At 68.6% G+C, this 19,596-nt stretch carries 19 protein-coding genes; 6 read left to right on the forward strand and 13 right to left on the reverse strand.

The window, feature by feature from the left end; all coding sequences use genetic code 11:
• On the reverse strand, positions 1–1,583 hold a 1,583-nt coding region (locus GR303_RS14020), incomplete at its 3' end, for a pseudouridine synthase (protein ID WP_246726445.1).
• A gap of 103 nt (positions 1,584–1,686) precedes the next feature.
• On the opposite strand from GR303_RS14020, the gene GR303_RS14025 reads away from it, so the two are divergent.
• Positions 1,687–2,115 carry a nucleoside deaminase gene (locus GR303_RS14025; protein ID WP_161723096.1) on the forward strand — a complete coding sequence of 143 codons (429 nt, stop codon included), beginning with the start codon at positions 1,687–1,689 and terminating at the stop codon, positions 2,113–2,115.
• 15 nt (positions 2,116–2,130) lie between these two features.
• Here the strand turns inward: GR303_RS14025 and GR303_RS14030 are convergent, their stop codons facing one another.
• The 5 genes from GR303_RS14030 to purD form a co-directional block, all read right to left on the reverse strand.
• Positions 2,131–3,855 (reverse strand): calcium-binding protein, encoded by a 1,725-nt coding sequence (locus tag GR303_RS14030; protein WP_161722878.1) that lies wholly within the window; start codon positions 3,853–3,855, stop codon positions 2,131–2,133.
• Between the two features lie 212 nt (positions 3,856–4,067).
• Positions 4,068–5,012 carry a YsnF/AvaK domain-containing protein gene (locus GR303_RS14035; protein WP_161722879.1) on the reverse strand — a complete coding sequence of 315 codons (945 nt, stop codon included), beginning with the start codon at positions 5,010–5,012 and terminating at the stop codon, positions 4,068–4,070.
• 165 nt (positions 5,013–5,177) lie between these two features.
• Positions 5,178–5,615 carry a YsnF/AvaK domain-containing protein gene (locus GR303_RS14040; RefSeq protein WP_161722880.1) on the reverse strand — a complete coding sequence of 146 codons (438 nt, stop codon included), beginning with the start codon at positions 5,613–5,615 and terminating at the stop codon, positions 5,178–5,180.
• Between the two features lie 66 nt (positions 5,616–5,681).
• Positions 5,682–6,590: an alpha/beta fold hydrolase gene (locus tag GR303_RS14045; protein ID WP_201752062.1), complete on the reverse strand. Its 909-nt coding sequence runs from the start codon at positions 6,588–6,590 to the stop codon at positions 5,682–5,684.
• 146 nt (positions 6,591–6,736) lie between these two features.
• The gene (purD, locus tag GR303_RS14050; protein ID WP_161722881.1) at positions 6,737–8,014 is read right to left on the reverse strand and encodes a phosphoribosylamine--glycine ligase; all 1,278 of its coding nucleotides are present in this window, start codon (positions 8,012–8,014) and stop codon (positions 6,737–6,739) included.
• Between the two features lie 185 nt (positions 8,015–8,199).
• Here purD and xseA point away from each other — a divergent pair, with 185 nt between their 5' ends.
• Positions 8,200–9,774, forward strand: coding sequence for an exodeoxyribonuclease VII large subunit (xseA, locus tag GR303_RS14055; RefSeq protein WP_161722882.1), 1,575 nt, complete (start codon positions 8,200–8,202; stop codon positions 9,772–9,774).
• A 166-nt stretch (positions 9,775–9,940) separates the two neighbouring features.
• A complete protein-coding gene (locus tag GR303_RS14060; RefSeq protein WP_161723098.1) occupies positions 9,941–10,162 on the forward strand; it encodes a DUF2093 domain-containing protein in 222 nt (73 codons plus the stop codon).
• A 7-nt stretch (positions 10,163–10,169) separates the two neighbouring features.
• On the opposite strand, the gene lpxK is transcribed toward GR303_RS14060, so the two are convergent.
• From lpxK to GR303_RS14095, 7 genes are all read right to left on the reverse strand, one after another.
• Complete coding sequence (gene lpxK, locus GR303_RS14065; protein ID WP_161722883.1) at positions 10,170–11,183, reverse strand: tetraacyldisaccharide 4'-kinase; 1,014 nt, start codon at positions 11,181–11,183, stop codon at positions 10,170–10,172.
• Positions 11,183–12,472: a 3-deoxy-D-manno-octulosonic acid transferase gene (locus tag GR303_RS14070; protein WP_161722884.1), complete on the reverse strand. Its 1,290-nt coding sequence runs from the start codon at positions 12,470–12,472 to the stop codon at positions 11,183–11,185. Before GR303_RS14070 ends, lpxK begins: the two co-directional genes overlap by 1 nt.
• Positions 12,469–13,203 carry a lysophospholipid acyltransferase family protein gene (locus GR303_RS14075; protein WP_161722885.1) on the reverse strand — a complete coding sequence of 245 codons (735 nt, stop codon included), beginning with the start codon at positions 13,201–13,203 and terminating at the stop codon, positions 12,469–12,471. The genes GR303_RS14070 and GR303_RS14075 overlap by 4 nt, the downstream gene beginning before the upstream one ends.
• Before the next feature lie 13 nt (positions 13,204–13,216).
• Positions 13,217–13,450, reverse strand: coding sequence for a DUF4170 domain-containing protein (locus GR303_RS14080; protein WP_161722886.1), 234 nt, complete (start codon positions 13,448–13,450; stop codon positions 13,217–13,219).
• 59 nt (positions 13,451–13,509) lie between these two features.
• A complete protein-coding gene (locus GR303_RS14085) occupies positions 13,510–14,325 on the reverse strand; it encodes an inositol monophosphatase family protein (RefSeq protein WP_246205544.1) in 816 nt (271 codons plus the stop codon).
• Positions 14,326–14,392: 67 nt separating this feature from the next.
• A complete protein-coding gene (gene ubiA, locus GR303_RS14090) occupies positions 14,393–15,325 on the reverse strand; it encodes a 4-hydroxybenzoate octaprenyltransferase (RefSeq protein ID WP_161722887.1) in 933 nt (310 codons plus the stop codon).
• A gap of 16 nt (positions 15,326–15,341) precedes the next feature.
• A complete protein-coding gene (locus tag GR303_RS14095) occupies positions 15,342–15,833 on the reverse strand; it encodes a hypothetical protein (RefSeq protein ID WP_161722888.1) in 492 nt (163 codons plus the stop codon).
• 202 nt (positions 15,834–16,035) lie between these two features.
• On the opposite strand from GR303_RS14095, the gene GR303_RS14100 reads away from it, so the two are divergent.
• The 3 genes from GR303_RS14100 to GR303_RS14110 all read left to right on the forward strand — a co-directional run bounded on the left by GR303_RS14100 (position 16,036) and on the right by GR303_RS14110 (position 19,588).
• Positions 16,036–16,782: a 16S rRNA (uracil(1498)-N(3))-methyltransferase gene (locus GR303_RS14100; RefSeq protein ID WP_161722889.1), complete on the forward strand. Its 747-nt coding sequence runs from the start codon at positions 16,036–16,038 to the stop codon at positions 16,780–16,782.
• Between the two features lie 172 nt (positions 16,783–16,954).
• Positions 16,955–18,094 (forward strand): carboxylate-amine ligase, encoded by a 1,140-nt coding sequence (locus GR303_RS14105; protein ID WP_161722890.1) that lies wholly within the window; start codon positions 16,955–16,957, stop codon positions 18,092–18,094.
• Positions 18,095–18,217: 123 nt separating this feature from the next.
• The gene (locus GR303_RS14110) at positions 18,218–19,588 is read left to right on the forward strand and encodes a glutamate--cysteine ligase (RefSeq protein ID WP_161722891.1); all 1,371 of its coding nucleotides are present in this window, start codon (positions 18,218–18,220) and stop codon (positions 19,586–19,588) included.
• The last annotated feature ends 8 nt before the right edge of the window (positions 19,589–19,596 follow it).

Raw genomic sequence — 19,596 nt, forward strand, 5'->3', positions numbered from 1 at the left:
GGGGCGGCATCGCGATCCGCCGTGCGGCGGCGCGGGCGCTCCTCGCCCCCGGCTGCATCGCCGCGGCCGCGGCGCGGGGCGGGAGCCTCCTCCGCCTCCGGCACGCGCACGAGGCGCTCCACCACGACCTTGCGGCCTTCCGCCGAGGCGATGGCGCCCACGCGCTCGCGCGGGCGCTCCGCCTTGGCGGCGCGCTCCTCCCGCGGGTCCGCGCCCCGGCGGGGAACCTTCTTGCGCGGGGCCACCTCGTCTTCGCCGGCGCGCCAGACGCTGCGCTTGGGTTCGAGGCGGGAGGGGCGCTTCTTGGGCTCCTCCTCGTCATGGCCGTGGCGCTCGCCGTCGCGGGCGCGGAACGGCCGCTCGTCGTCGTCGCGACGGCGGCGCGGGCGCTCGTCGTCCCGGCCCCGGGCGGAGCGGGCGGGGCGCTCGTCACGCTCCGGGCGTTCCTTCTTCAAGGAGCCGAACGGGGCGATGGGCTCGCGCACCGGGCTCTCGAAATCGACGCCGGCTTCGGCCGCGAGTGCCGCGCCGAGCTGGTCCTTGAGCACCTTGGTCTTCACCTCTTCCACAAGGCCGACCTCGAGGTCGCCGAGCTGGAAGGGGCCGAAGGACATGCGGATCAGGCGGTTCACCCGCATGCCGAGATGCTCAAGGATGCGCTTGATCTCGCGGTTCTTGCCCTCGCGCAGGCCCATCGTGATCCACACATTGTCGCCCTGCACCCGGTCGAGGCGGGCCTCGATGGGGCCGTAGTCGATGCCGTCGATGGAGATGCCGTCGCGCAGCCGGTCGAGGTCCGCCTGGGTGATCTCGCCATGGGCGCGCACCTTGTAGCGGCGCAGCCAGCCGGTGTCGGGATGGGCGACGACGCGGGCGAGCCCCCCGTCGTTGGTGAGCAGCAGGAGCCCTTCCGTGTTGATGTCGAGCCGGCCGACCGCCACCACGCGCGGCAGGTCCTCGGGCAGGTTCTCGAACACCGTCGGGCGGCCCTCCGGGTCGCGGGCGGTGGTCACGAGGCCGCGCGGCTTGTGGTAGAGCCACAGGCGCGTGCGCTCCTTGGCGGGCAGGGGCTCCCCGTCCACGGTGATGGTATCGGCGGCGGTCACGTTGACCGCGGGGCTCTCCAGCACCTTGCCGTTGAGGGTCACGCGGCCCTCCGCGATCATCGCCTCCGCATCGCGGCGGGAGGCGATGCCGGCGCGGGCGATCACCTTGGCGATGCGGTCCTCGGCGGGCTCCACGGGCTCCACCGGGGCTTCCGGGCGCTCCTCGCGGGTGCGGCGGGGCCGGTCCTCGGCGGCGCGGTCGAAGCGGCGCGGGCGCTCGTCGCCGGTGCGGCCGCGGAAGGGGCGGTCGCCCTCGTCGCGGCGGGCACGGAGGGGCTTCTTGTCGCCATCGCGGCTGCGGAAGGGCTTGTCCCCCGCGGGCCGCGGCTTGCGCGGGTGTTCGTCCTCGCCCCGGGCGCGGGAGGAGCGGTCGCCGCCGTCGCGGGATTTGCGGAAGGGCCTGTCGCCGGAGGTGCGGCTGCGGTCGGAGCGTCCGGACGAACGGCCCCTGCGATGATTGTCGTTGCTGTCGGTCATGGGAGCCTGATAGCAGAGGAGGGCTGCAGAAGCGAGGGCCAAGGATACGCGCTTGACCGACAACGCCGATCACAGGCCGCCCGATCCGGACGGGGCGGATCCCATGAGCGTGGCCTTCGCGGAGGCCCGCGCCGCCGCGGCGCGGGGGGAGGTGCCGGTGGGGGCTGCCGTCGTCAGGGACGGGCGCATCGTCGCCTCGGCCGGCAACCGCCCGCGGGAGCTGCGCGATCCTTCCGCCCATGCCGAGATGCTCGCCATCCGCCAAGCCTGCGAAGCTCTCGACGACGAGCGGCTCCCCGGCTGCGATCTCTACGTGACCCTCGAACCCTGCACCATGTGCGCGGCGGCGATCTCCTTCGCCCGCATCCGCCGGGTCTATTACGCGGCCTACGATCCGAAGGGCGGCGCCGTCGACAACGGCGTCCGCTTCTTCGACCAGCCCACCTGCCACCATGCGCCCGAGGCCTATGGCGGCATCCGCGAGAGCGAGGCGGCGGCCCTCCTGCGCGCCTTCTTCGAGGAACGGCGCTAGGGCGGGCCCGCCGCTCTAGATCACGTAGAAGCTCTCCCAGATGATCTTCGTGCCGGGTTTCACGGTCGCGAACTCGACGGCTTTGTACTTGGATCCCGAGCCGTCGGCGTCGTAGGAGAGCACGCCCTTCTTCTTGCTGTAGATGATGTAGTCGTCCTTGTCCTTGGCCTTTTCCGAGGCGAAGTACGACTTCTTGAGCAGGGCCGGGCTCTTCTCCGAGCCCTTCTTGCCGAGCTTCGTGAACACCTTGTTGTCCAGCCAGATCTCGTCGTTGATCCAATGAAAGTCGAGGATCTTGTCCTTGTTCGTGCTCTTGTTCGGCTTGGTGTCGAAGATGAACTCGTTGAAGCCGACCCCGCTCGACAGGACGTCATTCCCTAATCCGCCCCGGATTCTGTCGTTGCCAAAGCTGCCGAAAATGGTGTCGTCGCCAGCACCGCCGCTGAGCGTATCGTTGCCATCGCGGCCATTGATGGTTTCCGACGCTGCGGTTCCCACGTATCGATCATTGCCAAGCGTGCCGGTCCACGTGTTGTCGGAGGGCGGCGGGGGCGGAGGAGGCGGGGGAGGAGGCGGCTCGCCGGTACCTCCGGGCGTGATCACGGTCGTGACGTCCATTCCTTCGCGGCCGATCACCTCGACGATGTATTGCGGCGAGCCGCTCTCGCCGTTGCTCTGCCAGCTCACCGCATAGTCGTCGCCCGAGAGAGCAGTGATCGAAGGGTCCCATTGATCGCCGGCTGTCACCGTGCCGACGAGTGTTGTATCGAGGACGGTACCGTTGCCGCTCACGGCAGCAGTATAGAGGTTCTCGTTCCCGCTCGTCTCGACCACGAATGCGAGCGCGAAGCCGCCATCGGCAAGTTGCTTGACGACGGGAGTGCCTTCGAGGGTGCCAGAGGGCTTCGCGAAGGTGAAAGGATTTCCAAGGCTCGCACCCGTGCTGTCGATGATCTGAGCCCGGATGACCCGGCCTTGTCCCTCCACATCCTCCCAGACGACGACGAACCGGTCATTGCCGAGAGCACCGATGCCCGGATTGATCCCTCCGGTTGCTCCAGGGACGTCGTCGATCGCGTGGGGTTCCCATTCGCCGTTCTCCCGAAGAATGAGGACGCCCACATTGACCCCTCCGCCCCCTTGAGCCAGGACCGAGGCTGCAGCGACGTAGGTTCCGTTCCTCAAGACCGTCGTCGCGTTGCTCCCATCGTTTGCGAAGCCTTCGACCGCGACATGGTAATCGGTTTTCCATCCTGCTCCGTCAGGACTGAGGGAATGGGCGATCAGGCCCGTGTAGGTCTGGCCTTGAACGGTGGCCGATCCTCTGTAGAGCAGGGTGAACCCGCCACCGTCGAGTGCATGAAGCTGCGGGGCCTCCTCGGAGTCGACATCGGGGCTGAGTTCCAGTAGCCCGCCGGAAGGAGCGAAGCCCGTATTCAGCACCTTGCCGACAACGGAGGCTCCCGTGCCGTCGCTCTTGACCCACGCCACGATGGTCCGGCCATCGGCCAGGGTCTCGACGGCGATGTCCCTGTAGATCGCGCTGGCAACGGAGTCGATCAGGAAATGGTTGCCTGCCGCCGTGCCGTCAGCGTTGAAGACCTTGCCATAGACGTAGGCCCGTCCGCTCTGGTCGAAGTCCGTCCAGACCGACAGGAAGCGGCCATCGGCGTAGCGGGTGAGGGCGCCGCTGGTTCCGGTGGACCTCAGATTGATGAAACTAGCTACTCCCTCGGCCATGAGCGCCCCCTTGATTGATACGTAATCACGTGTCGTACGCTTCCTGTTTAGCTGTCGCAAGGGAAAAAGCTGTGTGATGGCGCACGAGGTGCGGTTCTGTTCCGGGCGCGATTGGGCGTTGTAGGTAAAAAATCATATCGTCTGCTGGCAGAGGGCACTAAAAAAGCCCGGAGCGATGCTCCGGGCTCTGTCCTGAAGCCTGGAAACGGGCTTCAGCGCTTGTCGTCCGTGGTGCCGGTGCGGGAGACGGTGTTGCCGCGCTCGTCCTCGACCTCGACCTCGGTGCGGCGCACCGTGTCGGAGACCGTCTCGGTGCGCTGGTCGGCCTCCTTGCGCACGACCACCTCCTCGACGACCCGGGCCTCCTTGGAGACCACCGCTTCCTCGGCGCGCTCCTCCATCTCGACGGTGCGCTCGCGGAACAGGTCGCCGTTGTCGACGGAGCCGGCCCGCATGGAGCCTTCCACCGGGCGCCGCTCCACGGCGACGCGCTCTTCGGTCAGCGTCACCTGCTCCTGAACCGGACGCTCGGTCACGTGCGAGCGGATGCGCACGCGGCCGTGGCTCACCTCGCGCTTGCCGACATGCAGCTCCTCCTCCGTAACGGGGATCACCTCGTCGCCTTGGCCCGTGCTGCGGCCCTGGGCATGGAGGCGGTCGCCTTCGAGGCCGCTGCGGTCACGCATGCCGCCGCCGCTCAGGTCGCCCGCGCCGAGCATGCCGGCCGATGTGGTGGCAGCACCCGTGCCGAGCTCGCCCGTGTCCGAACCGTAGCCGCTCCAGCCTTCCGAGCGCCACGAATCCTGCCGCTCGTCGAGATCGAGGACGTCGTCATCGTCGAGGATGTCGACGACACGGTCGACCTCGTCTTCGTCGCAGCGCACGGCCACGAGCGTGTGGCCGCGGCGCACGCCTTCCGCATAGGCGCGGGCATCGTCGTGCGGCACGCCGTTGGAGATCAGGTAATGCTCGACACGATCATGATGCGAGCCGCTCGAGCTCTCGTCGAAGCTGCTGGTGCCGTCCCAGAAACGGTTGTTGCCCGAGTTGCTGAACAGGCAGATGCTTCCACGGGAAATGCCCGACTGCTCCAGCTCGCGCACGATTGCGGAAGCCTGGGATTCGCTGCCGAAGAGGCAGGTGACGGTTTTGGCCATTGCGCATGTTCTCCAAAGTTTGCCGATGAGGTGACGCGAAGCTGCTCAGCATTGCGCATTCAGGAAAGCTTGGCCTGACACTGCAATATCGCCGCAACGGAGCACTGACCTACCAATAGCGGTTCGGCGACTTCGTTCCCTTGCCCAGGCTGCAACGGCGCGATTTCACGGCTTGGCGGCTGCATCGTCCTCGTCGGCGGGAATGCGCTCGACGATCGCGCGCTGCTTGCGAAGCTCGACCGGCACCTCGACGGTTTCCTGCGTCATGCGCTTGCGCACATGCAGCTCCTCCTTCAGCACCAGCCGCTTCTCCACGACGAGCACTTCCTCGAGCACGGGAATGATCGTCACATCGCCTTCTGTGCGGATGTCGGGCGCGTGATCGACGATCCTGTCGACGGGAACGCGCGTGACCTCCACCGTCTCGCCGTCGAGCGTGGCTTTCGCGAGCTCGGTTCGGGAATCGACGGCAGTGCTGATCCGCACCTTGCCCTTGGTCGCGACACGCTTGTCGAGGCGCAGCTCCTCCTCCGCAAGCGGAATGATCTCACTCTCGGAGGACGAGCCTTGCAGCGGCGGCTGCTCGGGGTTGTGCTTTGTCATGGAAAGGGATCCCGTGTGCAGCGGTGAACGTGCCGCCCGCGCGACGGGTTCCTGCAAGGGAGCCTGTCAGCTCAGCAGAAACGACCTGAGCGCCTCCAGGGTGGCGCCTGGGTTCTCCTCGGCCACGAAGTGCCCGGAGGTGACGCCGATGCCGTGCACCTTCGGGGCGAAGCTGCGGCGCCAGATATCGAGCGGCTTCTGCTCATGCCCCATGGCGCCGCCGACGAGATAGAAGTCGCTCCAGATCAGGTAGGTGGGGCACTGGATCGTCCTGCCTGCGGCAAGGTCGGCCTCGTCCGCCTCGATATCCTGGGTGGCGCCGGCGCGGTAATCCTCGCAGAAGGCATGGATGCGCGAAGGCTCGTTGCAGCTCTGCCAGTAGGCGTGCAGCGCGCGGTGGTCGAAGGCGCTCAGATCGCCAGCCGCGGACCATTTGCGCATGAGCCCCTCGAAATAGGGGATCGGATCGCGTCCGATCTCCTCCTCCGGCTTGGGATAGGCTTGGGAGAGATAGCCCCAATGCGCTTCCGGGATCGCGCCCGCCCGCATCTGCTCCCAAACGTGATAGGTCGGCAGGATGTCCAGGAGCGCGAGGCGCTCCACGCGGCCGGGATGGTCGAGGGCGAGCCGATAGCCGACGCGCGCGCCGCGATCGTGCCCGGCAACGGCGAAATGCACATGGCCCAAGGCTTCCATCACCTGGATCACGTCGCGGCCCATGGCGCGCTTGGAATAGGTCTCGTGCTTCGCATCGCCTTTCGGCGCGGTGGACCAGCCATACCCGCGCAGGTCCATGCAGACCACCCGGTGCGTCTCGGCGAGAGCAGGCGCCAGGTGGTGCCACATGGCATGGGTCTGAGGAAAGCCGTGCAGCAGCACCAGCGGCCTTCCGCTGCCCTTGCTGCGCGCGAAGATGCGCCCGACCTCCGTGTCGATCCAGTGGCTTTCGAAACCGGGAAAGAGATCGTCGCTCATGGACAGCCACTCAGCGTTGTGAAAGGGCCTCGGAGGAAGCTAGAGCGCACAGCGCCAAAGTGGACGCGGCGGCCCTGGAAAAAGAGGCGCAACCCGAACGAGAGAAAACTTACCTAGCGTCATCCGTCAATAGGGGTAGACGGATGTCAGGCCCGCTCGCGCTCCACCGCACGCCAGCCGATGTCGCGACGGCAGAAGCCTTCGGGCCAGTCGATCCTGTCCACGGCGTCGTAAGCCCGCCTCTGGGCCTCGGTGATGGTGGAGCCAAGCGCGGTCACGTTGAGCACCCGCCCGCCATGGGCGAGGATCCGGTCTCCATCCTGCTTCGTGCCGGCATGGAAGACGATCACGTCGTTGAGCGCCTCGGCCTGGGCGAGGCCCCTGATCTCGGAGCCCTTCTCGACCGCGCCCGGATAGCCCTTGGCCGCCATCACGACGGTGAGCGCCGCAGCATCCGACCATTGCAGGGAGACCCCGTCGAGAGCGCCGTCGCAGGCGGCGAGCAGCGCCGCCACGAGGTCGGATCTCAGGCGCGGCAGCAGCACCTGGGTTTCCGGATCGCCGAGGCGGGCATTGTATTCGATGAGCTGCGGCCCGGCCTTCGTGAGCATCAGCCCCGCATAGAGAATGCCCGTATAGGGCATGCCGCGCGCCTTCATGCCGGCGAGCGTCGGCTCGATGATCTCCCGCATGACGCGCGCCTGCAGCTCCGGCGTCAGCACGGCGGCGGGGGAATAGGCCCCCATGCCGCCGGTATTGGGACCCTCGTCGCCGTCGAACACGCGCTTGTGGTCCTGGGCCGTGCCGAAGGGAATCGCGCGGGTGCCGTCGCAGAGCGCGAAGAAGCTCGCCTCCTCGCCTTCGAGAAAGGCCTCGATCACCACCTCCGCCCCGGCAGCGCCGAGGCCGCCGCCGATCATCATGTCGATGGCGGCCTCCGCCTCCTCGAACGACAGGGCGACCACCACGCCCTTGCCGGCAGCCAAGCCATCCGCCTTCACCACGATCGGCGCGCCGTAACTGCGCACATAGGCCTTCGCGGCTTCAGCATCGGTGAAGCGCCGGTAGGCGGCGGTGGGGATGCCGAACTCGGCGCACAGATCCTTGGTGAAGGCCTTGGACCCTTCGAGTTGGGCGGCAGCCCTGCTCGGTCCGAAGGCCTTGATGCCGGCGCCCTTCAGGTCGTCCACGAGGCCGGCGACGAGGGGCGCCTCCGGCCCGACCACCACGAAGCCGATGCCCATCACCCGGCAGAAATCGATCACCGCCCGGTGGTCGGCGACGTCGAGGGCCACATTGGTGCCGTACTGCGCCGTGCCGGGATTGCCCGGGGCGATCAGCAGCTTGCTGCAGAGGGGGCTCGCCGAGAGGCTGCGGGCGAGGGCATGTTCCCGTCCGCCGGAACCGATGAGAAGGATGTTCATGGCAAGGCCTCCCTGATGACGTTTGGGCTCTTAGCGGCTCTGAGGCCGCTCGCCTACCCGGAAACGTCGCCGTCGCGGTCCGATCGAAGGGCGCGGCGAAATGCACAGGGGATAGCGTGCCGTTCTCGCTCCCTGTTGCGTCCATGCCCTTGGCAGACCCCTGTGGGAGGAACTAGGTTCACCCCATGTTCGCAGAAAAAACCCCCTCGAATGCCCATGAGTGGTCGGTTTCGGACCTCGCGGGCGCCCTCAAGCGCACCCTGGAGGATGCGTTCGGCCATGTGCGCCTCCGGGGCGAGGTGTCGGGCTACCGCGGGCCGCATTCCTCGGGGCATGCCTATTTCTGCATCAAGGACCAGAACGCCCGCATCGATGCGGTGATCTGGAAGGGCGCCTTCGCCAAGCTGAGGATCCGCCCCGAGGAGGGGATGGAGGTCATCGCCACCGGGCGCATCACCACCTTCCCGGGCTCGTCCAAGTACCAGATCGTCGTGGAGGCGCTGGAGCCCGCCGGCATCGGCGCCCTCATGGCGCTCCTGGAGGAGCGGCGCCGGAAGCTCAACGCGGAGGGGCTGTTCGCGCCCGAGCGCAAGCGGCGCCTGCCGTTCCTGCCGGGGGTGATCGGCGTCGTCACCTCGCCCACAGGCGCGGTGATCCGCGACATCCTCCACCGGCTCGAGGACCGCTTCCCCCGCCGGGTGCTGGTGTGGCCCGTTCGCGTGCAGGGCGAGACCTGCGCGGCGGAGGTCGCGGCCGCGATCCGGGGCTTCAATGCGCTGGAGCCGGGCGGGAAGATTCCCCGCCCCGACGTGCTCATCGTCGCCCGCGGCGGCGGCTCCATCGAGGACCTGTGGGGCTTCAACGAGGAGGTCGTGGTCCGGGCCGCGGCCGAGAGCGCGATTCCCCTCGTCTCGGCGGTGGGCCACGAGACCGACACCACCCTCATCGACCATGCCGCCGACGTTCGCGCGCCGACGCCGACGGGGGCGGCCGAGATGGTGGTGCCGGTGCGCGTCGAGCTCATCGCCGCGGTCAACGATCTCTCCCGCCGCCATGGGGAGGCGGCGCTGCGCCTCGTGGAGCGGCGGCGGTCGGACCTGCGTGCCACGGCCCGTGCCCTCCCGAGCCCCGAGGCCCTGTTCTCGCCCAAGCGCCAGCGCCTCGATCTCGCCGCCGCCAAGCTCTACCCGGCGCTCGCGCGCAACGCCCGCGGCCACGAGGAGCGGCTGCACAAGCTCTCCCGCCAGCTTGCGCATCTCTCGCCCGTGGCGAGTGTCGCCCGGATGCGCGCGCGGCTCGATGCGGTGGGAACGCGCCCGCACAACGCGGTCTGCCGCTCCGTCCTGCTGAGGAAGGAAACCCTGAAGCAGATGGGCGAAAGGCTGGTCGTCTCCCGCGAGACGCTGGTGCGCGCGGAGCGCACGCGCCTGGCCCAGGCGCACGAACTCGCCCAGCGGGTCGCCGAGCGCCTCCTGCCTGCGCTCGAAGGCCAGCTCGCCCGCAAGGCGCGGCAGCTCGAGGCGGTGTCCAAGCTCTTCGACAGCCTGAACTACAAGTCCGTGCTCAAGCGCGGCTTCGCCCTCGTGCGCGATGCGGGCGGACAGCCGCTCCACTCGGCGGAGGCGGTGCTCGACGGCCAGGCCCTCGTGCTCGAATTCGCCGACGGCAAGGCGGATGCCACCGGAGGGCGTATCGGCACGCGGCCGAGGCCCGTGAAGCCGAAGCTCGTCGTGGCCGAAGAGCAGGGCGCCCTGTTCTAGAGCCGATTCCACTGATGTGGAATCGGCTCTAGTCTTTGCTTAGTCGCGCTTTTTTGGGCGGCGAACCGGACCCACTTCGCCGAAAAGCGCTCTAGGCAAGTGTTGGAAACCTCGCGCGGCTTGCTTATGTGAAGGGCAGGCGCAACATAGAGCCCCGATGTCGTCCATGTTGAACAAGCTCGAACGCAGCGGCGGCGAAGCCGTCGTGCAGTATCTCGACAGCAATCTCCGGGTGGTGAAGCCCGGCGCCTTCGTGCGCTGCGCCGTCACCGGCGTCGAGATCCCCCTGGACGAGCTGAAGTACTGGAGCGTGGAGCGCCAGGAGCCCTATGCCTCGCCGGAGGCGGTGATGATGCGCCTGACCGGGCAGGTTCCGAAGAAGGCCTGAGACCGGCTCAGGCAGGCCTCAGGCGCCGCTCGTTGACCCGGCGCAGGATCAGGTTGCGCAGGGCCGCCTCGTTCTCGATCGCGAGCCGCACCGGCAGCGCCTGAAGCTCGGGCCAGGGCTCCGCTTCGGCCAGGGCGGCGATGCGCGCAAGATCCTTCTCTGTGGTGACGGGCCGAAGGCCGAGGGCCTGGGCCTCCTGGCGCAGGGCCGCAAGCTCGGAGGCCCGGTAGGGGTGATGGTCCGGAAAGGACCGCGTCGCCTCCACGACGGCGCCGCAGGCGCGCAGGGTGTCGAAGAATTTTTCCGGCCGCCCGATGCCGGCGAAGGCCAGGACCCGGGTGCCTTTCAGCGCCTGGGCGGCCCCTGCCGCAGGCTCCAGTCGGGCCGTGAAAGCCCGCTTGCCCCGGTTCGCCGCCTGTTCCGCGAGCTGCCGTCCCGGCTCTCCCTCGCCGATCACGATCACCGCATCGACCAAGGGCCATTGCGTGTCCAGCGGCGCGCGCAGCGGGCCGGCGGGCAGGGGGAGTCCGTTGCCGACCCCGACAGCTCCGTCGACGACGGCGATGGCGCAATCCTTGACGAGGGAGGAGTTCTGCAGCCCGTCGTCCATGACGATGACGGTGGAGCCCATCTCATAGGCGAGGCGCGCGCCGGCGGGGCGGTCGCTCGAGACGATGGTGCGGCTCGCCTTCGACAGCAGGACCGGCTCGTCGCCCACGTCGGCGGCCTTATGCTTTGCCCGCACCTGGATCGGGCCGCGCAGGCGGCCGCCATAGCCCCTGGTCAGGAAGGCGGGACTTTCGCCTGCCGCGTCGAGGATGCGTGCAACCGCAAGGGCCGTGGGCGTCTTGCCGGCTCCGCCCGCGGTGAAGTTGCCGATGCAGATCACGGGCAGGCTGGCCCGCTCGCCCCTTCGGCGCATCCGCCGCGTCGCCACGGCGCCGTAGACCAGGCCGGCCGGGCGCAGGAGGCTGGCCGGCCAGGCCGCCTGCGGATCCCACCAGAAATCCGGCGCGCGCATCAGCGGCGCGCCCCCAGCTTGGCTTGCACGATGAAGGGCTCGACCGACTGCATGGTGCGGTCGACGGCTCCGCCCAGGGCCTGCACGACTTCGCCTGCCGCCCGGGCCATGTCCCGGGTGAGCGCGGCGTTGCCGAGCAGCTCGCTCACCGCCCGGGCCAGGGTGGCGCCGTCCTTGGCCATCAGAGCGCCGCGCGCGCGGTCGAGGGCCTCGTAGATCTCCGCGGCGGTGTGGACGTGCGGGCCGTGCAGGATGGCTGCGCCCAGCTTCGCCGGCTCGATGGGGTTGTGCCCGCCGACGGGCACCAGGGTTCCGCCCATGAGCACGATGGGGGAGAGCCGGTAGAACAGGCCCATCTCGCCCACGGTGTCGACCACGTAGATATCCGTCGCCCGGTCGGGATGGATGCCCTCCGAGCGCCGGCTCGCGCGCAGCCCCGCCTGGCCGGCGATGGCCGCGACCTCCGGCCCCCGATGCGGATGCCGGGGCGCGATGATGGTCAGGAGGTTGGGGTGGCGCTTGGCGAGCGCGCGGTGGACGGCGACGATGGCGCTCTCCTCCCCCGGATGCGTGCTCGCGGCAAGCCAGACCGGGCGTCCGGCGATGAGCCCGGAGAGATGCGCCACGACCCGCGGGTCGGCGGGCGGGGGCGCCGCGTCGAACTTGATGTTGCCGGTCACGGCCACCCGCGGCGCACCGAGCCGGGCGAGCCGCTCCGCGTCCTCGGAGGTCTGGGCGAGGCACAGGGCGAAGCGTTCGAGCAGGCCGCGGATGATTCCCGGCATCTTCTGCCAGCGCTGGTAGGAGCGGTCCGACATGCGGCCGTTGACCATGACGAGCGGGATGTCCCGCTCGGCGAGCGCCATGATGGTGTTCGGCCAGATCTCCGATTCGGCGATCAGCGCCAGGTCCGGCCGCCAGTGATCCAGGAAGCGCTTGATGTAACGTGGCACGTCCAGGGGAACGAACTGATGCACCGAACCCGGTGGAAGCCGGCGCGCGATCAGCTCGGCCGAGGTGCGGGTGCCCGAGGTGACGAGAACGGCAAGGCCGCGCTGGGTCATGCGCTCGACCACGGGCAGCAGGGACAGGGTCTCGCCGATGCTTGCGCCATGGACCCAGACCAGGTGACCCTTGGGCCGCTGCCGGCTGGGATAGCCCTGCCGCTCGCCGAGCCGCGTCCGGTCCTCGCGGCCCTTGCGCTGGCGCCAGTAGAGCAGGCCGAGCACGGCCGGCTCCAGCAGGGAGACGAGGGTCCGGTACGTCTTGAACACGACGGGGAAGCTCATGCCCGGGAGCCTCCTGCCAGAAGGGACGCCTGCTTGGCGCCCGGGTCCTTCGAGCCGACCAGGCCATAGGCCCGCTCGTGCACCCAGTCGAGCTCCTGCTCGACCGTCCTGCGCAGCTCCTCCAGCCTTTGCTCGTCCGCATCGCGGGGCACGTGGATCGGTTCGCCCAGCACCATGGCGCCGCGGCCGAAGGGCAGGCCGATGCTGGCCCTGTCCCAGCTGTTGAAGTCGATGCGCCGGCTCGTGACCACCGCGACGGGCACGATGGGCCGGCCCGAGAGCTGCGCGAGGGTGACGATGCCCTGGCCGCAGACCCGCGAGATCTTCGGGATGTCGGCGGTCATCACCACCATTTCCCCCTCGCTCAGAGCCCGCAGCATGGCGCGCATGGCCTGGACGCCGCCCTTCTTGCGGATGTCGCGGCCCCGGGCCCCGGAGCCGCGGATGGCGCGCACGCCGAGATGGCGCAGGGCGATGGCGTTGAACTCGCCGTCGCCCGAGCGGGAGACGAGGCTCGCGGCCCGGTCCTGCGGCCGCTTGGCGAAGTGAATCATGAAATGCTGCCCGTGCCACATGGCGGCGATCACGGGCATGTCGATCCGGTCATAGGCATCCGCCGGCTCCATGACGAACCGGTTCGTCCGCTGCACGAACTTGAGATAGCCCGCGACCAGGAAGCCCAGGGCTTCCTGAACGGCGCGCGAGCGGGAGATGCGCTTGACGAGACCCATCGCGAGGTGGCGGTCAGCCGTTCTGTGGATCCAGGAGGCGGTGGAGGTGGACGATGAAGTAGCGCATGTGCGCGTTGTCCACGGTCGCCTGGGCCTTGGCCTTCCAGGCCGCATGGGCCGAGGCGTAGTTCGGGAAGATGCCGACGATGTCGATCTTGGAAAGGTCCTTGAAGTCGGTGGATTCGAGGCTGGTGAGCTCACCGCCGAAGACCAGATGCAGGAGTTGCTTGCCGGACGTTTCGGTCATGACGAAAGGCTGCTTTCAACGAGGGTTGTCGGATGATGTGAGGCTGGAGCCAACAATCTTCAGGCTCTCATGGCTCCAATAGCACGAGGATGCAACCGTGACGCAACGGCAATCATCTCATCGTGGGAGGGCTGGGGTTTGTTGTAGACAGGGGTCGAACCGTCGAGCTCCGTGAGGCAGCCGCCCGCCTCCCGCAGGATGAGGTCCGCGGCGGCGATGTCCCAGTCCTGGGCATGGGCCGAGACGAGGCCGACATCGATGGAGCCCTCCGCCACCCGTGCCAGCCTGAGCGCGAGGGAGGGGACCTTCGGCAGGCGCTCCACGGGGCCGAGGCGGCGCTCCAGCCTGTCCACGAGGGGCTTCGGGCCCGCCACCCGCGCGCGACTGCCGGCCTCGGCGGCGGACAGGTGAAGCCGCTCGCCGTTGCACCAGGCTCCCTCGCCGGACCTCGCCTCGTAGAGGCGGTTGTGGATCGGGGCATGGAGGATGCCGAGAACCGGCGCGCCGTCCTTGACCAGCGCGATCGAGATCGCCCAGTCCGGATGGCCGGTGGCGAAGGCGCGGGTGCCGTCGATGGGATCGACGATCCACACATGGCTCTGCCCGAGCCGTGACGGGTCGTCCGCCGTCTCCTCCGAGAGCCAGCCGGCCTGGGGCAGGAGCTCGGTGAGGCAGCGCTTCAGGAAGGTGTCGAGAGCGATGTCCGCCTCTGTCACGGGGGAGCTGTGCCCCTTGTACCAGAGCTTGGCGGCGGTCTGGGCGCCCGACCGGAAGTAGGGCAGCGCCAGCTCGCCCGCCTGCCGCGCGGCTTCGCGCACGGCGGGCGCCAGGGAGGACATGGAAGGGGAGGAGGGGAGCAGCATCGGGCCTGACATGGGGGTGACGCCGGGCAGATACCATATCCTGTCGCCCGGAACCCGGCCTTTTCGGTGCGGCGGGAGGCTAGAGCAGGCAGTCGAGGGTCAGGGCCGCGAAAAGGATCAGCCCCGCATCCCGGTTGGAGCGGAAGAGGCGCAGCGCCCCGGCTCCATCCCTCCGGTCGATGCGCGCCACCTGCCAGGCGAGGTGGAGCGCGAAGAGGGCGAGCCCCGCAAAGGAAAGGGCTCCCGCTCCCGCCTGCACGAAGGCCGCAGCCATGAAGAGGATAGCGAGGGCATAGCACAGGCCGACGCCGGGCTTCACCCGCTCGCCGAAGAACCGCGCGGAGGACTTGATCCCGACGACCTCGTCATCCTCGATGTCCTGCAGCGCGTAGACGGTGTCGTAGCCCACCACCCAGGCGATGCTGCCGAGATAGAGCAGGACGGCCGCGCCGCCGAGGGAGCCGAAGGCCGCGGCCCAGCCCATCAGCGCTCCCCAGGCGAAGGCAAGCCCCAGGACGATCTGCGGCATCCAGAAGAACCGCTTCATGAACGGGTAGAGTGCGACGATGCCAAGCGAGGCGAAGCCGGTCGCGATGGCAAAGCCGTTGAACTGCAGGAGCACGACGAGGCCGACGAGGGCCTGGAGGGCGAGAAAGGCCAGGGCGCCCTTCAGGGAGACCTGGCCCGAGGGCAGGGGGCGCTGGCGGGTGCGCTCCACCCGGGTGTCGAGATCCCGGTCGACGATGTCGTTGTAGGTGCAGCCCGCTCCGCGCATGGCCACGGCCCCGACGAGGAAGAGGAGGCAGTGGACGGGATCGGGCCAGGGCCGGCCGCCATGGAGAGCCGCCAGCGCAGCCGACCACCAGCACGGCAGGAGCAGGAGCCACCAGCCGATGGGCCGCTCGATGCGGGCGAGGCGCAGGTAGGGCTTCAGGCCCGAGGGGGCCCACCGCTCGGCCCAATGGCCCCGGACGGCATCGGGCAGGGAGGGCGCGGCGTGAGGCTCCGTCACGGAAGCAGGAGCCGGCTCAGAGCGCGCCCTTCGGGATGCTCAGGGTGCCGGTCAGGCCGCCGCCCATCTTGCCGGCAAGGCCGCCCTGCTGGGCTTGCTGGGCCTGCTGCTTGGCGCGCTTTTCCATCTCCGCCATCTTCGCGGCGGCCTGGCAGGCCTGGCCCTTGACGGTCTGGATGCGCTTGTGCTCGGTCGTGAAATCCTCGAACACCTTGTCGGGGATCTGGCACCAATCCTTGTTCTCGGTCATCCACTTCACGCCCGCATCGCCGTTGGCGGCGAGCTTGGTGAAGAGGCCGCAGGCGGCGCGAGGGTCGAGCTTCTTGTCCTTGCCGCCGTTGCTGAGCTTCTGGAACTGCTCGCCCAGGCTGCGGCGCTCGGCGATGATCTTCTGGCCGTCGGCGCAGCTGCTCGCCTGCGCCCGAGCTGCGGAATCCACGGCATCGGCGCTCATGAAGAGGCCGGCGACGGCAAAGGCCGACAGGAGGTGCGAACGGATATGCATCATGCCCAAATTCCCTCAATAAGCCCGTGATGTCTCGCGCGCCTGCGTTCTGTTAACAGGTTCGGGGCCGGAAGGCCAAGAGGCGAATGGCCGCCTCCGGCGCAAGCTGTGCCATGCCGCACCTGAATTTCCGGTAACCGGAGCCGTCGCCCCTCCCGGGCCGGCAGGGAAATTGGTAGAGCTGGACCGCACACCGAAGGTGACCATGGCCGAATACGACTTCAACGCTCCCCGCCTCTTCGTCGACGCGCCGCTCCAGGCCGGCGCCCGGGTCGCCCTCGACCGGGGTCAGGCCAACTACCTCCTGAACGTCCTGCGCCTCAGGGACGGGGAGGCGGTGCTGGTCTTCAACGGGCGGGACGGGGAGTGGCGGGCCGAAGTCTCCGTGGAGGGGCGCAAGGCCGCCGACCTCGTCTGCCGGGAGAGGACCCGCGAGCAGGGCCCGGCATCTGCCATCGTCTACGCCTTCGCCCCCCTCAAGCATGCCCGCCTCGACTACATGGTGCAGAAGGCGGTCGAGATGGGGGCGGGCGTTCTCCAGCCCATCCTGACGCGCCGGACCCAGGCCAGCCGGGTCAACCTGGAGCGCATGCGCAGCAACGTGATCGAGGCTGCCGAGCAATGCGGGATCCTGTCGATTCCGGAGGTGCGCGAGGAACTGAGTTTGGAGCGGTTTCTCAAGGACTTGGACCCGGAGCATCTCGTCGTCTTCTGCGACGAGGACGCCCCCGTTTCCAACCCGGTCCAGGCCCTCGCCAAGCTTGGGAACAATCAAGCTGGCCTTGTCGTTATCGTGGGACCCGAAGGCGGGTTCACCGATCAGGAGAGAGCGCTTGTCGCCGCCCACGAAAGATGTGTTTGCGTATCGTTGGGACCGCGAATCCTGCGTGCCGACACAGCCGCTGTGGCTGCCCTGGCGATCGTCCAATCAGTGCTCGGCGACTGGAGCTGACGGCATCGTCCGACGACGACCCGCGCCGATCCGCGCCTAGATTCATAAGCTTAGCAGTTTCACGCCGATCTGCCCCATTCCGGCCCCATTGAGCCGGAGTTTGGGGCGGTCGCTGCAGGACGACCCGCATGCGCAGAAGGTCATTTCTGAACAATAAAGAGGTCACAAGGAAATGAGCTGGGATTTCAGGTTCGGCATCGAGGAGGAGTACTTCGTCAACGATGCGCCGAAGCGGGATATTGCCAAGGGAAAGATCAGGGAGTTCTTCGCCGCGTGCCGGGATCGGGTGTCGGGCGACATCCAGCCCGAGATGCTGGAGCCGCAGCTCGAGATCGCCACCAAGCCCTCCCTTGAGCTCGCCGAGGCCCGCGCCCAGCTCGCCGAGATGCGTTCGGCCGTCGGCTCGGTGGCGCGCGACTTCAACCTGTCCATCATGGCCTCGGGCACGCATCCGCTCGCCGTCTGGTCCCGCGTGCGCCCCACGGCGCAGCCGCGCTACGGCAAGGTGATGCACGACCTGCAGATGCTGGGCAGCCGCAACGTGCTGTGCGGCATGCATGTCCATGTCGAGGTGCCCGATCCGGGCAAGCGCGTGGACATCATGAACCGCATGCAGCCGTATCTGCCGCTGTTCCTGGCCCTGTCCACCTCCTCGCCCTTCTGGCAGGCGCAGCGCACGGGCCTGCTCGGCTACCGGCTCGCCGCCTATCGCGAGTTGCCGCGCACGGGCTTTCCGGACCTGTTCGAAAGCGAGCAGGACTACCAGCGCTACATCGACACCCTCGTCGCCGCCCGCGCGATCGAGAATTCGAGCTATGTCTGGTGGGTGATCCGGCCCTCACTCAAGCACCCGACCCTGGAGCTGCGCGTCGCCGACAGCTGCACGCGGCTCGACGACACCATCGCCATCGCCGCGCTCTACCGCTGCCTGGTGCGGCGCCTGAGCCTCGATCCCACGCTCAATGCCGGGCAGACCGGAGCCTCGCGCGCGATCAACGAGGAGAACGGCTGGCGCGCCCAGCGCTACGGCATCCACGGCAGCTTCGTCGACGAGAAGACGCGCGCCGCCAAGCCCGTGCGGGACCTGCTGCACGAGACCCTCGACCTCGTGGCGGAGGACGCGAAGGAGCTCGGCTGCCAGCGCGAGGTCGACCTCGCCCGCTGGATCGTGGCCCGGGGCACCAGCGCCGACCAGCAGCTGACGCTCTATACCGAAGCGGTCGGCCGGGGCCTGTCGAACCGGGATGCCCTGGCCGGCGTGGTCGACTGGCTGAGCGCGGAGACGACGGGGGAAGCGGCGATCCGGCATTGACGGGGGCGCATGGCTCCCATCGCTTCCGTATCTGCGTCCCTCATTGCACCTTGGCCTTAAGCCGCTTATTGAGTCCCGACCTGAGTCGGCGCGCCTTGAACGCGCTTTTTGATGAGGTGATGCATGGCGCGGGACGTATCCGATACGACCCCCATCGGTGCGCGTTCGGAGCTCGTGGAATGGATCGCCTCCGGCGAGAAGCCGCGCGAATCCTGGCGGCTCGGCACCGAACACGAGAAGGTTCCGTTCTACAAGGCCGATGCCTCGCCGGTTCCCTATGAGGGGAGCCGGGGCATCCGCGCCCTTCTGGAGGGGCTGCAGGAGCGCACCGGCTGGGCGTCGATCATGGAGGGCGACCACCCGATCGGCCTTGCCGATGATGCGGGCGGCGGCGCGATCTCGCTCGAGCCCGGCGGGCAGTTCGAGCTGTCCGGCGCACCGCTCAGGACGCTCCATGACACGGCGGAGGAGACGGCCCGGCACCTCGCCGACGCGAAGGCCGTCGGCGAAGGGCTCGGCATCGGCTTCCTCACCCTCGGCATGAGCCCGCTCTGGACGCGCGCTCAAACGCCCGTGATGCCGAAGGCGCGCTATCGCATCATGACGGACTACATGCCGAAGGTCGGCTCGCTCGGTCTCGACATGATGTACCGCACGTCCACCGTGCAGGTGAACATGGACTACGCGTCCGAAGCCGACATGGTGAGGAAGCTGCGCGTGTCGCTGGCGCTGCAGCCCATCGCGACGGCGATCTTCGCCAACTCGCCCTTCACGGACGGAAAGCCCAACGGCTATCTGTCCATGCGCTCGCGGATCTGGCTCGACACGGACAAGGACCGCACGGGCATGATGGCCTTCGCCTTCGACGAGGGCTTCGGCTACGAGGCTTACGTGGATTGGGCGCTCGACGTGCCGATGTATTTCGTCAAGCGCGGCTCGACCTATCACGACGTGGCCGGCGCCTCCTTCCGCGATCTCTTCGCGGGCAGGTTCGCGCCGCTGCCGGGCGAGCGCGCCACGCGATCGGACTGGGCGAACCACGTCTCCACCCTGTTCCCGGAAGTGCGCCTGAAGCGCTATCTCGAAATGCGCGGCGCGGATGTGGGCTCGCTCGAGCACATCGTCGCGCTCTCGGCCTTCTGGACCGGCCTTCTCTACGACGACGCGGCGCTCGACGGAGCCTGGGAGCTCGTGAAGGGCTGGAGCGCACAGGAGCGCGAGCGGCTGCGCGCCGACGTGCCGAAGCTGGCGCTGAAGGCAACCATCGCCGGCCGCTCCGTGCAGGACGTGGCCCGCGATGCGGTGGCGCTCGCCCGCGAAGGCCTCAGGCGCCGCGCCTTCCTCGACGGGTCCGGCCGGGACGAGACGCGCCATCTCGCCTATGCGGAGGAGATCGTGTCTTCGGGCCGCACGCAGGCGGAGCGCCTGCTGGAGCTGTATCACGGACGCTGGAACGGCACCGTGCAGCCGGCTTTCACGGAATGCGTGTTCTGAACCGAGGG

The organism is Microvirga arsenatis (genome assembly GCF_009910705.1).
In the GTDB taxonomy this organism is placed as follows: Bacteria; Pseudomonadota; Alphaproteobacteria; order Rhizobiales; family Beijerinckiaceae; genus Microvirga; species Microvirga arsenatis.

Coding starts and splice junctions, on each gene's coding strand:
- GR303_RS14025 (WP_161723096.1), top strand. CDS start 1,687: ATGAGCGTGGCCTTCGCGGAGGCCCGCGCCGCCGCGGCGCGGGGGGAG.
- GR303_RS14030 (WP_161722878.1), bottom strand. CDS start 3,855: ATGGCCGAGGGAGTAGCTAGTTTCATCAATCTGAGGTCCACCGGAACC.
- GR303_RS14035 (WP_161722879.1), bottom strand. CDS start 5,012: ATGGCCAAAACCGTCACCTGCCTCTTCGGCAGCGAATCCCAGGCTTCC.
- GR303_RS14040 (WP_161722880.1), bottom strand. CDS start 5,615: ATGACAAAGCACAACCCCGAGCAGCCGCCGCTGCAAGGCTCGTCCTCC.
- GR303_RS14045 (WP_201752062.1), bottom strand. CDS start 6,590: ATGAGCGACGATCTCTTTCCCGGTTTCGAAAGCCACTGGATCGACACG.
- purD (WP_161722881.1), bottom strand. CDS start 8,014: ATGAACATCCTTCTCATCGGTTCCGGCGGACGGGAACATGCCCTCGCC.
- xseA (WP_161722882.1), top strand. CDS start 8,200: ATGTTCGCAGAAAAAACCCCCTCGAATGCCCATGAGTGGTCGGTTTCG.
- GR303_RS14060 (WP_161723098.1), top strand. CDS start 9,941: ATGTTGAACAAGCTCGAACGCAGCGGCGGCGAAGCCGTCGTGCAGTAT.
- lpxK (WP_161722883.1), bottom strand. CDS start 11,183: ATGCGCGCGCCGGATTTCTGGTGGGATCCGCAGGCGGCCTGGCCGGCC.
- GR303_RS14070 (WP_161722884.1), bottom strand. CDS start 12,472: ATGAGCTTCCCCGTCGTGTTCAAGACGTACCGGACCCTCGTCTCCCTG.
- GR303_RS14075 (WP_161722885.1), bottom strand. CDS start 13,203: ATGGGTCTCGTCAAGCGCATCTCCCGCTCGCGCGCCGTTCAGGAAGCC.
- GR303_RS14080 (WP_161722886.1), bottom strand. CDS start 13,450: ATGACCGAAACGTCCGGCAAGCAACTCCTGCATCTGGTCTTCGGCGGT.
- GR303_RS14085 (WP_246205544.1), bottom strand. CDS start 14,325: ATGTCAGGCCCGATGCTGCTCCCCTCCTCCCCTTCCATGTCCTCCCTG.
- GR303_RS14095 (WP_161722888.1), bottom strand. CDS start 15,833: ATGATGCATATCCGTTCGCACCTCCTGTCGGCCTTTGCCGTCGCCGGC.
- GR303_RS14100 (WP_161722889.1), top strand. CDS start 16,036: ATGGCCGAATACGACTTCAACGCTCCCCGCCTCTTCGTCGACGCGCCG.
- GR303_RS14105 (WP_161722890.1), top strand. CDS start 16,955: ATGAGCTGGGATTTCAGGTTCGGCATCGAGGAGGAGTACTTCGTCAAC.
- GR303_RS14110 (WP_161722891.1), top strand. CDS start 18,218: ATGGCGCGGGACGTATCCGATACGACCCCCATCGGTGCGCGTTCGGAG.